Source organism: Fibrobacter intestinalis (assembly GCF_900167415.1).
Taxonomy (GTDB): Bacteria; Fibrobacterota; Fibrobacteria; order Fibrobacterales; family Fibrobacteraceae; genus Hallerella; species Hallerella intestinalis.
The window spans coordinates 1-14,280 of sequence record NZ_FUWU01000002.1; the positions used below are offsets into that span (position 1 = coordinate 1).

Sequence of the window (14,280 nt, forward strand, 5' to 3'; positions counted from 1 at the left end):
CCTCGCAGTCTGCGAGAAGAAATTTTCCTTGTGAAAAAGAAATTCCTGTATTGAAAAAAAAGAGTTCCACTTTGCGAAAAAGATGTTCACACTTTGAAAAAATTTTTAATTGAGAGTATTTGGTGGAAGATCGTATATAATTCCCATTATTTTTTTATCAAAATGAATATCATGTGTCGCATGAAACAATGATGGAGAAAAACAATATGTTGAATATGTACAATGTATTAAATCCTTTATCAAGAACTTTTTTTGCTTGCGCGGCGTGTTTTGCCGTGTTTGGTTGCGGAGGAGATTCTAGTAGTAGCTCCGCGACCTCGCCTCAAGAAGACGTTTGCTCCGTTTCCAAGACGGCAAATTCGGTCACGGTTAAAACATTTGTCAATGGAGCCTCTTCCACAACGATTTATATGTTTGACGCCAATGGCAATATGGTATCCATCACGACTGTTAATGATTTTTCTGCTATGAACGATGATGTGACTGCGAAGGCGGTCTGCGACGCCAACGGTTCCGTGGAAGGTTTTGAAGCGAGCTATGAAGGTGGGGAATGCACGGTGGTCCAAACGATTGGTCTGGCCGGTTCTTTGGAAAGCATTTATGAGGCGCAGAATGCCATTTGTGATGCGGAGAACGAGGGAGTCAAATTGTCCAGCAGTTCCGTTGGCGATTCCCCTATAGAAAGCAGCAGCTCTTCTTTGCCGACGGATGTTGCCAAGCTTTCTGATTTGAAGGAGATTGATTGCGATAATAATATTCTTGGGTATCGGATTTTTGTTACAACTGAAAATTTGGACTATATTTGTGCATCCTATAAAGCTACGAGCGGGACTTATACCACTTGGTATCCGGTAATTGACGATATTAAAAATGCTCCAAAATGTACCGAAGAATTGATATTATCTGGGGAAAAGTCGTCTTATTATGCGGAAAAAGATAATTCAATTTATGGTTGCGTGTTGGATATTAAGGATCCGTATGATTTTAGCAGTGCAGAATATGTTTGGAAAATCAGCGGTGTTGCAGAAACCGACAATGGCAAAGTTTCTTCGTCCTCTGTAAATTCTGGTGCCGGAGTTTCTTCGAGTTCCTCTATAAATTCTGAATCAGGCATCTCTTCTTCTGCAAATTCTGGAATTGTCGTTTCTTCAAGTTCTTCTCTTGCCTCCTCTTCGGCTTCCACGGAAAAGGTGGTGACTTTTAAAGATGGCATTATTTGGGAACCTTCTTATGCATCTCGGGTTCGGACGTTTTTCAATACGGTAGATGAATACAATTTCTTGGATAGCAATAAAGTGACCGGAGATAGTTCCGGTTGGTGGTTCAAGTATTTGGATTCCGGGGATGGCGGCGCATCTACCGCAATCGGCGTTTTCTCTTCCTCCAATTTGGATTTGTCCATTACGCTGAAATATACCGGCTGGCATCTCGAATATGATGGAGAGTATTATTATAACGCTCCGGATCCGTATCCTTACGCTGGTTTTGGATTTAATTGGTCGCCCGATGGAGAAGGTGCGAGCGTGGATCTTTCGGACTGGACCGGGATTTGTATTACTTATCAATCCAGCAAGTCTTTTGAAATAGCCTTCCCTGCGATTGGTGACGGAGATTTTGCGTACTATTATCCCGCTGTTTCTAGTTCTACTCCTAAGACCATCGATATTCCTTTCTCTAGCTTAACCCGTTCCAAGTATGCGACAACATCTTTGACTAGATCTAGCGCATTAACGAAAGTTACGGCGATGCACATCAAGTACACGAATGACGAAACAAAAGTGAACTGCAGTTATCAATATTATACACCGAGCGAATGCGGTTCGATTTATAATTCCTATTCCAATTCCATCCAGATTTATCGGATTGGAAAGTATGGTACTTGCAAAGATTCTGGAACGATTCTTTAAAGACTCCTAAAAATCAAGAATGCTATCCGGACCTATTCGGTTCGGATTTTCTTTTTGCTTTTTTCTTGAGCGAACATTTACAGCTTCAAAGAATTTTGCTAAATTGTTTCTGCTTTTTTGGCATGTTCGTCTAGTGGTCCAGGACGCTGGCCTCTCACGCCGGTAACAAGGGTTCGAGTCCCTTACATGCTATTTTGATTTAGAAAATCCTGTTTCCCGACAGGATTTTTTTGCAGGCTAGTTTTGAGGGAATGCGTCGCTTGAATTGGACATTTGTAATGTTATCTTTATCACATCACAAAACATTTTGGGGTTTTGCTCGGGCGCAATATAAACTATATATGAGGCACTAACTTTAACAAGGAATCATTATGTCTTTAATGAAAAGATCTATCGCTGAAGCGATTGGCACTCTTTGGCTTGTTCTTGGCGGTTGCGGTGCGGCCGTTCTTGCTTGTGGCGTTCCGAATACGGGAATCGGCTATGTCGGCGTTTCGCTGGCGTTTGGTCTTACCGTTCTCACGATGGCATTTGCCATTGGACACATCTCCGGTTGCCACTTGAATCCGGCGGTGACTCTCGGACTTGTTGCTGGCGGACGTTTCCCCGGTAAAGAGGCTCCGGCTTATATTGTGGCGCAGGTCATCGGTGGCATTGTCGCTGCGGCGATTCTTTTCGGCATTGCCTGTCCGGATGTGAGCGCGGGCATTGGAGCGTTTGCGACAAACGGCTGGTCCGACGCTTTGAACGCTCAAGGTCTGAATGCCTTTGGCGGAAAGGCTTTTGGAATGGGAACGGCTTTTGCGACGGAAGTCGTTATGACGGCGATTTTCCTGTTTGTCATCATGGGTGCGACCGACAGTCGCGCGCCGGCAGGATTCGCCCCGATTGCTATCGGGCTTTGCTTGACGTTGATTCACCTTATTAGCATCCCGGTGACGAACACTTCTGTGAACCCGGCTCGTTCGACGGCGGTTGCGGTTTTTGTTGGCGGCGTTGCCATCAAGCAGCTTTGGCTCTTCTGGGTTGCTCCGATTCTCGGCGGCGTTCTCGGTGGTCTGATTTATAAGTTCCTCAATTGCAACAAGTGTTGCTGCAAAGAAGGTGCTTGCTGCAAAAAAGAAGCGTAGTTTTTTTGACTTTTCAGAAACAAAACGTCGGCAATTGTCGGCGTTTTTTAGTTGAAAGAAAATGAATTTGCAGAACAGGATCTTCTATTTCGGAGCTTTTTAAGCAAAAAAAGACCGGATAAACCGGTCTTTTATGGAGCTAAGGGATGGTGCGCTATTCGCGCCTCCCTTCGGGACGCAACACTTTGCGTTGCGCTCGTCACGCGTTCCCCTAGGTCGCGCGTTCCGTCGAACTCCAAAATCCCATGTCAGGAGTTCTCATCTCCTTGAAAAGCAAAAAAAGACCGGATAAAACCGGTCTTTTATGGAGCTAAGGGATGGTGCGCTATCCGCGCCTCCCTTCGGGACGCAACACTTTGCGTTGCGCTCGTCACGCGCTTCCCTAGGTCGCGCGTTCCGTCGAACTCCAAAATCCCATGTCAGGAGTTCTCATCTCCTTGAGATGTAAAAAAAAAAGACCGGATAAACCGGTCTTTTATGGAGCTAATGCGATGGTGCGCTCTTCGCGCCTCCCTTCGGGACGCAACACTTTGCGTTGCGCTCGTCACGCGCTTCCCTAGGTCGCGCGTTCCGTCGAACTCCAAAATCCCATGTCAGGAGTTCTCATCTCCTTGAAATGTAAAAAAAAAGACCGGATAAACCGGTCTTTTATGGAGCTAAGGAGATTCGAACTCCTGACCCCAACGCTGCCAGCGTTGTGCTCTACCAAACTGAGCTATAACCCCGTTCAAGTGTCCCAAATTGAGAAAAAAAAACTCCCCCTGTCAAGGGGGAAGTCGATTATTTTTTGAAAATGTGATTAGGGAGCGGTTTCAATCGTCACTTTTTCAATAATCACGTCTTCGTAGGGGCGGTCGTTTCTGTCGGTGCGCGCTTCGGCGATCTTGTCCAGAACGTCGAAACCTTCAAAAAGCTGTCCGAATACGGAATAGCCTTCTGCGGGGCCGCCGTTTGCCGGGTGATCCAAAAAATGGGTTCCTTCTGCCGGGTGGACGATAAAGAACTGGCTACCGATGGAATGGGGCATCATCGTTTTGGCCCAGCTCAATGCGCCGCGGACGTGGGAAAGTCTGGAATCGTATTTGTCGCCGATGGTTGATCCTGGACCTTTGGCCGCATGGCCGCCTGTGCCGTTCTTGCGGTTGAAATCACCGCCTTGAATCATAAATCCTTTGATGATGCGATGGAACGGTGCTCCGTCGTATTTGCCCTGCTTGGCGAGTTCCACAAAGTTGGTGGCGCTTTCGCCGACGATTTCCGGGAACAGCCGTGCGCGCATTTCTCCCTGGTTTGTCTGGATGATGGCGATGGTTTCGCCGCTTTGTGGCAGGTCTAGCTGATTGAACATATTTGGAATCTCCAATTGAGTTTTGTCTTGGGATAAAAACTACATTTTCTTTTTGGAAAGAACATCAAAAAGGAGACCGTAGTGAAAGATACTTGCAAACGGATCCGCCAGCTCCTGGATGCCCAGTCGATGGAAACGGCTTTGGACCGAATGGCTTCGTCCGTTTCGGAAATGATTCCCGCTAAAGACAATGTCCTGGTTCTTGGTATGGCGAGTCGAGGAATTCCCTTGGCAAAAAAATTGGCAAAGCGCCTTTCGGAGCGTTATAAAGTGGAAATTCCCTGCGGCAGTTTGGACGCCACCTTTTATCGGGATGATTTTCATTATCGCAAGCCGCTGGCTGTTACGGAAATGCGCATTACGGAGATGCCGTCATCCGTAGAGGGCAAAACGGTGATTCTGGTCGATGATGTCCTTTATACAGGACGCTCGGCTCGGGCTGCCATTCAGGCGATTCTCGATATGGGACGTCCGGCATCCATCCGTTTTTGCGTGCTTGTCGATCGCGGGCATAGGGAGTTGCCGATTGCAGCCGACGTCATCGGAGTTTCGGTGAAAACTCTGGCGAATGAAGAAGTTCGGGTTTGTGTCGAACCGCTGGATTCGGAAACGGCGGTGTACTTAGTTCAAGTGGAGAATGTATGACCTCTTCTCTTTCTATCCGTCATCTTTTAGGGCTTCAAGGCGTCAGCGAAAAAGACATTCGCGCGATTTTGGATACCGCCGTCGAATTTCGGCAACTGCTGGAACGTCCGGTAAAAAAAGTGCCCTCTCTTCGGGGCGTGACCATCGTGAATCTGTTTTTTGAAAACAGTACTCGGACGCGGACAAGCTTTGAACTGGCGGAAAAACGCCTTTCTGCGGACATCGTGAATTTTTCGAGTTCCAATTCCAGCGTCAAAAAAGGCGAGACGTTGCTGGACACCCTCAAAAATATCGAATCCATGAAAATCGATGTCGTTGTCGTTCGGCACAAGGGTACGGGAGTTCCCAAATTTTTGGCGGATCACACGAAAGCGATTGTGCTGAATGCTGGCGATGGCGCTCATGAACACCCGACTCAGGCTCTTCTGGATATGTTTACGGTGGAGCAGAAGTTGGGAACGCTCAAGGGAAAACGCATTGCGATCGTTGGCGATATTCGTCACAGCCGCGTTGCCCGGTCGGATTCCTGGGGCATGACGACGTTGGGAGCTTCGGTCACTCTTTGCGGACCCAGCACTCTTCTTCCTCGGTATCGGGCGGATTTCCCGCAAGTGAATTGGGAAACCGATGTAAAAAAAGCCGTTGCCGGAGCCGACGCCATTATCGCTTTGCGTTTGCAAAAGGAACGGATGGAAGATTCCCTTCTTCCCAGTATGCGGGAATATCGCAATTATTTCGGCGTTACAGAAGAAGTTTTGGAACAAGCGAAATCCTCTGCGCTTATCATGCATCCCGGACCTATCAATCGGGGGGTGGAATTGGATTCCGAAGTTGCGGATGGAGAGCACTCTGTAATTTTGGAACAGGTGACAAACGGCGTTGCCGTTCGGATGTCGGCACTTTATCTCCTGTCGGGAGGCCATGCTAATGAATAATGTGATTTTGAAAAACGTGCGTCCCTTTGTGGACGGAGCCTTTGCCGATGTTACAACGGTTTGCTTGGTGAATGGCGTGTGGGCGGATTCCGCTCCCGAAGGCACTCCCGAAATCGAAGGCAACGGCGCGCTTCTGCTTCCGGCGTTATTCGCTCTGGGATTGGATTTTCAGGAACCTGCCCGTGATGATATTTACACTTATCGGGACGGTTTTCGGGCGATGCGCCGCGGCGGTTTTTATGGTGGGCTTTACGAAAGCGCGGCGAATCCGATTGACGGAATCCAGCGTCTGGTCGCCGAAAAAGCGGCTCTGGACGGCTCCGGATTTGACATGCGCATCCTCGGTGCGATAAGCCAGGGATATGAAGCGAAAGCCCTTGCCGAAATGCGGGAACTTGCCGATGGTGGCGTTGTGGGATTTGGCGATGGCAACAGGGCTTTTGGAACGATGCGTTTCTTGCGCCTTTGCTTGGAATACGGCGCGATGACGGGAAAACGCTTTTTCTTTTTGCCTTACGACTATTCGCTTGCGCACGGCGGTTTTGTGAATGAAGGCAATTTCTCGGATATGATCGGGATGAAAGGCGTTCCCGAGCAGGCGGAGACCATTCCGCTGTTTTCCCTCTTGGAAATGTCCCGCTGGCTGGGCGTTCCGTTGCATATTAAACAGGTGACGTCCCGTTCTGCGCTCGATTTGATTCGGCGCTATCGAGATTTGGGTGTGGACGTTACTTGCGATGTGAATCTTCTGCATCTTCTGTTTTGCGACGAGGATTTGCTTTCGCTCCAGACGAGTTTGAACCTGCATCCGCCGGTGCGTTCGTCCGCTGACCGAGACGCCTTATGGAGTGGGCTTGCCGACGGTTCCATCTCGGCCATCAGCATCAATCACTTTCCTGTACACAGGGAAGACAAGGAAGTCAATTTTGAAGCGGCGATTCCCGGAGCGGTTTCTTTGGAAGTGGCTCTCCCCGCTATTTGGAAGCTCTTGTCGGAGCGCGTGGGCAAAGCTCGTGCCGTAGAGCTGCTTTCGCAAAAGCCCGCAGAAATCGCTTGTGCATCCAAAGTGGAACTTGCTCCGGGAAAGCGGGCTGACGCGGTTTTGTTCGATCCGTCGGGCGAAACGGAAGTTTCTTCGAAAACTTTTGCGGGTGGCGTAGAAAATTCTCCGTTCCTCGGGCAAAAACTTTCGGGAAAAATTATCGGTTCCTATATTGCGGGTCTCTGGGGGTAGGCTTTGCCGTTTGTCCCGATGGAAATTCTCGGATGGATTTTTCTGGTGGCGACCTTGTTTTTAATCTTGGTCGTTCTGGTAGAAATCAGCCGCAGCAATCACCGCCGGGAAGTTGGCAAAATGTTTGCCACCGAAGCTTTTGAAAAAAAATCCGACTTGTTGGGTTTGAATAGCGAAGAGCGGATGATGCTGGAACGTCTGGTTCGGCAATCCGATTTTTCGAACAAGGACGCCGTTCTCAATTCGCCCATTCTTTTTGAAGAGGCCGTCGATTTCGTATATAAATTAAACCGAGGGGCGGAAAACATCTCGCCTGGCGATAGAGACTTGATTTCGAAGCTGCGTTCCAAGTTGGGACATTTGGATTCTGCGGGAAAGTATTCCTACACTTCGACGCGGCAATTTGCCGTAGGTAAAGATGTTTCTCTGGTTCTGTTGGAAAACGGCCGGGAGCATTCTGTGCATACGCAAATCAATTGTTTGAATGAAGTCTATTGGGGCGTTCGCGCAGCCGATGTCTCTTCGGAAATTCCCGTGGGCAAAAAAATTGTCGTTCGGCTGAATATTCCTGGAGAGGCGGTTTACCAGACCAAAGTGCGGGTGCTCGGCGTAAATCGAGATTCACTTCTTTTGGAGCATTCCATCTATTTGCACAAAGAGCAGCTCCGTCGCTGGATTCGACAGTCGGTTTTTTTCCCAGTTCACGTGGAATATGACGGGGCGACGCAGGAGGGCTTTTTAGTCGATCTTTCGGCGGGCGGTATTCTTTTGTCACTTCCCGTAGCCATTCCGGAAAAGGCCCTGGTGCGTATCCGTTTTGCTTTGCCGGGTTTTGGGGAAGAGAATCTTCAAATCCGGATATTGCGTCAGCTTCATAACGGGATTCCCAACGAAAAAAACGGACGCGTGGACCATAGTGCTTCGTTTATCGGTGAATTTGGAGAAACGCAGGAACGGGTTTTGCAGTATATTTTTAAGGTCAGAAGAACTCAAAATCGGGGTTGATTTTTAACCGCCTCTAAAAATTCATTTTCAAAAAATCGTTCCTGGCTCCCTTCGATTAGTTCGGCAAGCTCACTAACCAAAACTCAAGGATCGCCCTTCGGCTGGCTCAGGGACCGGTTGCTGAACTATGGTTGGTGTGCTTCGACTGGCTCAGCAACCGCTTGTCGATCCATTTCACCAAAGTCACTTTTAGAGGTGGCCTTTTGAAAAAGATGCCTCTAAGTCGTTGTTTTTTCAAGCAGTTATGAAAATTTCTATTGACATTCTAGATTTGGAAAAGTAGAATTGTATAGACCCCATTTTTGGGTAGAGGTTTTACTTTGGCATTAGATCTTATCGCTAAAATCCGTGGCGAACGTCAAACGATAGGCGTTGACATCGGCCACTACAGTATCAAAACCGTCTGTGTTCATCACAAGCGCAAGAATTATTGCGTCTTGGCGATGGACATGGAACCGACGCCGGAAGGCGCTTTTGTGGATAATGAAATTCAGGATGAAGCGAAAATTCGGGAAGCGTTAATTCGTTTGATGACTCGGAACTTCCCGGAAATGTCCAAAGACGATTTGGTCGCTTCCATTGGTTGGACCGCTGGGGTTCTTGCGGACAAGAGTGTTGCGAAAGTGCCCAAGAATGGAAACGAAGATGCGATTGTCGTGCAAACTGCCCAGGCCAAACCGCCTTTTGATGATCAGGACATCATGCTGGATTATCAGGTGATGGAACGGGGGGAGAAAGGGGAAATCAAATCGCTGGTCGTTGCGGCGAAGAATAAAATTCTGGCGGATTATTCCAAGCTGTTTTCGTCGGCTGGCTATAAGTTGACGGCTATCGACGTGGATGTTTTTTGCATTGCGAATGCCTATGTAGCGACGACTCCAGAAGATCGTCTGGCAGAAACAGTCGCCTTGCTGGATATCGGCGAGAAAAAATCCACGTTGACATTTCTCCACAAAGGGGAATTCCACTCTGTCCGAACCTTGACCGCCGGATCGGTAAATTCAGTCGTCGCAACGCTTTCCCGTCATTTGGGAATCGATGCTGCAACGTGCCATGAAATGTTCGAAAAGAACGATTTAACAATGGTCAAAGACCGCTCTGTCGCAGAAGTGGAATCCGCGCTCCAGTTAGCGTTTGAAGAATTGGTCAATTCTGTAGAGTTTGGAATCCGCTATTTTTCCAGCAGCGAATCGGGTGAAAAGCCTGTCCGGCTTTTGCTGTGCGGCGGCGGAGCCAATTTACCCGGCATTTGCGAGTTCTTGAAACAAAAATTGTCTTTGGACTGCTGCATATTGAATCCGTTCATGAATATGGAATTTGATCCGGCCGCTGTGGGGGAATCGGGATTGTCTGTCGCTTTGGCCAGTATCTATACTCCCGCGTTGGGACTTGCATTGAGGAAGTTTTAATGGCTGCCAAGGGAAAACAGAAACGGCTTTGCGTAGAAATTAACCTTCTGCCGGTTGAAGACCGGAAAATGAAGGTGGATCTTTCGTGGATAGTTGATAGGCGTGTCGTATGGCCGACAATAGCGTTGTTGGTGGCGCTGGTCAGCGTGTTTATGTTCCAGACGTATATTGCGGAAACGACGCAATCTTTGCAGAGCCAATTGGACTCTACCCGCGCGGAAGTGGAAAAGCAACGTCCGATTTTGGATAAGATCACCGCTCTGGATTCTAAACTTCAAGTGATTGCGCAAAAAAACAATGGATTGAAATCCATTCAGGTCAGCAAAAAACGCTGGGTGATTTTGTTTGAAAACATTTCTTCCATGATGCCGCCCAATATGTGGCTGGTTTCGCTGAATCAGATTTCCCCGCTGGATATGGAACTTCGGGGAATGACGTATGACTTTTCGGAAGTCGCGGAATATATGGTGAAATTGGAAAAGCAAGTGAGCATCAATTCCGTAACTCTTGTCGATATTGCGACAACGAAAATCGATGGAGAAGAAGCCTATAGCTTTGTCATCAAAGCCGAAATTAAGGCCGACCTCGGTTTAGAGGGAGGGGCAAAATAATGCAATCCATCAATTGGAAAGACAAAAAGACAATATATGCGGTGGTCGTTGCGCTGATGATTCTTGCCTGCGGTTATTTTGTTTACACTTATATGTGGGAACCGTTTACCCTGGAACAGCAGCGTCTGGAAGGCGAACTCAAAAAGGCGGAAGCGGAACTTTCAAAAATCAATGTGCAGCGCGGACGTGTTGCCAAATTGGAAGCCGATTTGGTGGCCGCAGAAAATGAATTTGTCCGATTAAAGGAAATGTTCCCGGAAGATGAAAAAGTACCACTGCGCTTGCAGGACCTCTATGCGGTTTTGCGCAGCGCCGGCGTCCAGATTCAAAAGTTCAGCCCGAGTGGGAAAACTGAAAAGGAATTTTTCGTAGAACATCGCTATTCGGTAACAGTCAATTCGGGTTATCATATGCTGGGTTATCTGTTTGCGGAAATTGCCAATTTCAATTACCCGACGGCGATTAACGATTTGAAAATCAGCCGTTACTCTGGAATCAAGCAAGAAATTGAAAAGGCGGAATCGCACGGCTGGACTCCGATTACCATTTCGGTTTCATTCAATTTGACCACCTATACATCTAAGAAGGTTGCCCAATGAAAATGTTGATGCTCCTTCTCTCGTTTTTGACGGTTTCTGCGTTTGCGGCAGAAATCAAGAGCGTGGACTATTCTTGCGGCGCAAAGGATTGTTCGCTTTCTTTCCAGTTTGCTTCGGCGAAAAACCTGCCGGATTTTTTCCAAAAGTACGATGCCAAAAAACAAACTCTTGTTGTTGGATTTTCGGACACCAGGGTGTTTTCGGGCGAAGTTTCGCTTCCCGTGAGCACTTCGGCAGAAGGGATTCGCAGCGTCCGCGTGTTTACCGACAATTCTTTTAAAGTGCCTCTGTTGCAATTTGAATTTGCCGTCGGTTCGGCGATTCGCAGCGATAAAAACCCGGTCAGTTTGTCCAAGGGAAAAATTTTTGTCATTTCTCTTCCCAAAACAAAGGAAGCTTCCTGGTCGTTGAAAAAATTGGCGGCTCAGGCTAAAAAGGATTCCGTGAACTTGAATGCGGAAAAGGCAAAATTATCGGAAAAAGACAAAAAGCAGAAAGCTGATAGTCTGAAGCAAGTTAAATCGGACAGCGTCGCCGCCGCGAAAAAGGCCAAAGCCGACAGCGTGAAGCAGGCGAAAGAAGCGGCATTGAAAGCACAAAAGGCGAAGCAGGACAGCCTTGCTGCAGCGAAAAAGGCCAAAGCCGACAGCGCGAAGCAGGCGAAAGAAGCGGCATTGAAAGCGCAAAAGGCGAAGCAGGACAGCCTTGCTGCAGCGAAAAAGGCCAAAGCCGACAGCGCGAAGCAGGCGAAAGAAGCGGCATTGAAAGCGCAAAAGGCGAAGCAGGACAGCCTTGCTGCAGCGAAAAAGGCCAAAGCCGACAGCATCAAGCAAGCTCGTTTGGATAGTATTCAGGAAGTCAAGGAATTGGCAAATAAAAAGGTGGTTTCCGCATTGATTGAAGGCGTCCGGGAAATGACCGGCATCCAAGGCGAAGGAATTGAACAGTTCCGCATCACCACGCAGGAAGAAATCCAGCTTTCGATGGTCAAAGGACCGGATAAATTTTCGATTGTCTATGTTTCTGTTCCTGGCCCTAAAAAAACGCCGCTATTCAATGTGACGGCGAGCAATATCGTCAAGTCGGTCACTTGGGTTTCATCGGGGCTTCGCATCCAGTTGCAAAAAAATGTGCATCCGATGATTCTCGTTTACAAGGGTTCTTTGATTTTCCAAATTTCCAGCGCCAGCAAACTCGCCGGCTTTGTGTGCTACCAGGCAAAACCGGAAGGCGTCTATGTTCGTAAATGGGTAAATCCTTCTCAAAAAACGGAATCTTTTGCGGAATTTTCCAAAGAGATGGACACGGAGAAAAAGAAAATTGTCAGCGTCGCTCAATCGTTTGGACTTCGTCCCGTTTCTCGCAATTTGATTGTCGTTGCCGAATCGGCTCCCTTCCTCGCGACTCCCGAAGAAAATGCCCAGATTCTGGAAACGCTGGAGTTTGGTGCCCGCTTGGAAGATATCGAATTGAATGGACTCTATCATAAGGTGCGCCTCGGTTCTAAGGTCGGCTACATCAATCGTCGGGCGGTTTCTTTCCCAGATGAACTTTCCGCAGTCCAGTCCGAGCGTTTGAAGCAGATGGCGATGGAGCAGGGCGGAACGCTGGATTCCAACTCGGTGCGTTTTGACCATCCTATTGAAGAACGGGTTTCTTATAGTTCGTTTGGCCGCCGGGATCCTTTTGTGGAAATCAAAGGCCTGATGGAAGAGGGCATCAACATCGATCAGGTGGAGCTTGTCGGCATCATCTGGGAATCGGATATTCCGATGGCGATTCTTGTGGATGCCAAAAATCCGAATGTCTCTTACACGGTCAAAGAAGGAGACCGCATTTTGAACGGCAAGGTTTTGAAAATCACGCAGACCGATGTGCTGTTTTTATTGCAAGAATTTGGGGTAAGTCGTAGATATTCCATGAGCCTGCCCGATCAATATGGGAGTAATGCCAAATGAATAAGATCGCTCGTTTTTCACTGATTGCCTTGTTGGTGTTCAGCCTTGTTTCCGCCTTTGCGCAGGAATCCGCGCCAAACAACAAGCTATACGATTTCAAATTCGTCGATATGAATTTTGCGACGGCGTTCCATTCCATTTCGGCGACTTCGGGAATAGACATTGTGCTCGCTCCCGATGTTTCCGGAAAAATCACTCGCCTTCAAGTCACAAAGAAGTCTTGGCAAGACGTGCTGAAATTGATTTGCGACACGTATGATTTGACATGGACAATCGAAGACAACTACATCTACGTGCAGCGTTCCTCAGCCTATCAAGAAAAGCAGAAGAAAATTGCGGACAAATTGCTTGCCGAAGAAAACAATGCGCCGCTGGTACGTAAAAATTTCCAGATTGAGCACGCCAAAGCCGACGAACTGGTGAAAGTCTTGGAAACGATGAAAACGAATCGCGGAAAAATTACAACCGTGGAACGCACGAATTCGATTATTGTTTACGACACGGAAAAAAGCATTTCGCAAATGGAAAACGCTTTGGAAGAATTGGATGTGGAAACCCTGCAAATCATGATTACGGCTAAATTGGTGGTCGTGTCCAGCGATTTGGCGCGAGAACTCGGCGTGGACTGGACCGCGAAAATGGGAACGACCGCTTTGACTCCGGGAACTGCCGGAACGCCGACAGGAAACGTGGCGGGAGCTTCTCGCACGAGTATGGCTGTCAATTCTTTCCCCAAAAACGGTATCTCGCCGAGCGTTTCCAATGCTACGACCGCTATTTCGGCGAGTGTGCTAGATAACAATGTACAAGTCGCCATTGCGAATATCCTTTCGGATGCTTCGACCGAAGTGCTTGCAACCCCGCAGATTTCGACACTGGATAATGTAGAAGCGCAGATTTTTATGGGCGACGAGATTTCGATTCGGGTGATTGACGATGACGGCGAATCTTCGACCAAAATGGTGGAAACCGGCATCAAGCTGGTCGTCACTCCGCACGTGTCGGGGGACAATCGGATTATGCTCGATTTGCATCCGCAGAACAACTCTTATCGTTACGATGATATGGGACAGGTCGTAATCAGTAAGCAGGAAGCGGAAACCAAGGTGGTCGTCGGCGACGGGGAAACTGTGGTTATCGGCGGCCTTACTCGGAACGAACATCAGGAAACCGAATCCGGGATTCCGTTCTTGATGGACATTCCGGTTCTTGGCAACCTTTTCAAATACACGCAGAAGAAAGTGACCAAGAACGACCTTGTCATTTTTGTAACGCCACGGATTGTCCATAATCATGTCGGCAAATTCCCGCTTTCAGAACCGCCCAAAACCAAAGTGGTTCCAGCTGTTGAAGCGGAAAAGGCGAATGCTCCGGTTGTTCAGAAAGCGCAGCCCAAGGCTGTCGAGAAGGCTTCGGCGGATTCTTCTGCGGAAGCGGATGCTGTTTCTGGCGAAGACTCTGCGGAAAATGAAAACTCGTCGGAAGAAGGCTGGGAATAG

At 48.2% G+C, this 14,280-nt stretch carries 12 protein-coding genes and 2 tRNA genes; 12 read left to right on the plus strand and 2 right to left on the minus strand.

The window, feature by feature from the left end; all coding sequences use genetic code 11:
- Nucleotides 1–188: 188 nt before the first annotated feature.
- The 3 genes from B5D40_RS00685 to aqpZ all read left to right on the plus strand — a co-directional run bounded on the left by B5D40_RS00685 (nucleotide 189) and on the right by aqpZ (nucleotide 3,037).
- Nucleotides 189–1,907, plus strand: a complete 1,719-nt coding sequence (locus B5D40_RS00685; RefSeq protein ID WP_078775341.1) for a CIA30 family protein — start codon at nucleotides 189–191, stop codon at nucleotides 1,905–1,907.
- A gap of 119 nt (nucleotides 1,908–2,026) precedes the next feature.
- A tRNA-Glu gene (locus B5D40_RS00690) sits at nucleotides 2,027–2,099 on the plus strand.
- 179 nt (nucleotides 2,100–2,278) lie between these two features.
- Nucleotides 2,279–3,037, plus strand: coding sequence for an aquaporin Z (gene aqpZ, locus B5D40_RS00695; protein ID WP_073303824.1), 759 nt, complete (start codon nucleotides 2,279–2,281; stop codon nucleotides 3,035–3,037).
- A gap of 651 nt (nucleotides 3,038–3,688) precedes the next feature.
- Here the strand turns inward: aqpZ and B5D40_RS00700 are convergent.
- Nucleotides 3,689–3,762: transfer RNA gene (locus B5D40_RS00700), tRNA-Ala, on the minus strand.
- A gap of 74 nt (nucleotides 3,763–3,836) precedes the next feature.
- Nucleotides 3,837–4,385, minus strand: coding sequence for a peptidylprolyl isomerase (locus B5D40_RS00705; RefSeq protein ID WP_078775342.1), 549 nt, complete (start codon nucleotides 4,383–4,385; stop codon nucleotides 3,837–3,839).
- Between the two features lie 81 nt (nucleotides 4,386–4,466).
- On the opposite strand from B5D40_RS00705, the gene pyrR reads away from it, so the two are divergent.
- From pyrR to B5D40_RS00750, 9 genes are all read left to right on the plus strand, one after another.
- On the plus strand, nucleotides 4,467–5,030 hold the full coding sequence (gene pyrR / locus B5D40_RS00710) for a bifunctional pyr operon transcriptional regulator/uracil phosphoribosyltransferase PyrR (RefSeq protein ID WP_073303831.1): 564 nt from the start codon (nucleotides 4,467–4,469) through the stop codon (nucleotides 5,028–5,030).
- Nucleotides 5,027–5,965, plus strand: a complete 939-nt coding sequence (locus B5D40_RS00715; protein WP_073303916.1) for an aspartate carbamoyltransferase catalytic subunit — start codon at nucleotides 5,027–5,029, stop codon at nucleotides 5,963–5,965. The genes pyrR and B5D40_RS00715 overlap by 4 nt, the downstream gene beginning before the upstream one ends.
- Nucleotides 5,958–7,199, plus strand: a complete 1,242-nt coding sequence (locus tag B5D40_RS00720) for an amidohydrolase family protein (protein ID WP_233134270.1) — start codon at nucleotides 5,958–5,960, stop codon at nucleotides 7,197–7,199. The genes B5D40_RS00715 and B5D40_RS00720 overlap by 8 nt, the downstream gene beginning before the upstream one ends.
- An 18-nt stretch (nucleotides 7,200–7,217) precedes the next feature.
- Nucleotides 7,218–8,204 (plus strand): PilZ domain-containing protein, encoded by a 987-nt coding sequence (locus B5D40_RS00725; protein WP_095849535.1) that lies wholly within the window; start codon nucleotides 7,218–7,220, stop codon nucleotides 8,202–8,204.
- A 320-nt stretch (nucleotides 8,205–8,524) separates the two neighbouring features.
- Nucleotides 8,525–9,613: a type IV pilus assembly protein PilM gene (pilM, locus tag B5D40_RS00730; RefSeq protein ID WP_158222129.1), complete on the plus strand. Its 1,089-nt coding sequence runs from the start codon at nucleotides 8,525–8,527 to the stop codon at nucleotides 9,611–9,613.
- Nucleotides 9,613–10,224, plus strand: coding sequence for a PilN domain-containing protein (locus tag B5D40_RS00735; RefSeq protein WP_078775346.1), 612 nt, complete (start codon nucleotides 9,613–9,615; stop codon nucleotides 10,222–10,224). The genes pilM and B5D40_RS00735 overlap by 1 nt, the downstream gene beginning before the upstream one ends.
- A complete protein-coding gene (locus B5D40_RS00740) occupies nucleotides 10,224–10,823 on the plus strand; it encodes a type IV pilus inner membrane component PilO (protein WP_073303844.1) in 600 nt (199 codons plus the stop codon). Before B5D40_RS00735 ends, B5D40_RS00740 begins: the two co-directional genes overlap by 1 nt.
- Nucleotides 10,820–12,781 (plus strand): hypothetical protein, encoded by a 1,962-nt coding sequence (locus tag B5D40_RS00745; protein WP_078775347.1) that lies wholly within the window; start codon nucleotides 10,820–10,822, stop codon nucleotides 12,779–12,781. Before B5D40_RS00740 ends, B5D40_RS00745 begins: the two co-directional genes overlap by 4 nt.
- Nucleotides 12,778–14,280 carry a secretin N-terminal domain-containing protein gene (locus B5D40_RS00750; RefSeq protein WP_078775348.1) on the plus strand — a complete coding sequence of 501 codons (1,503 nt, stop codon included), beginning with the start codon at nucleotides 12,778–12,780 and terminating at the stop codon, nucleotides 14,278–14,280. The genes B5D40_RS00745 and B5D40_RS00750 overlap by 4 nt, the downstream gene beginning before the upstream one ends.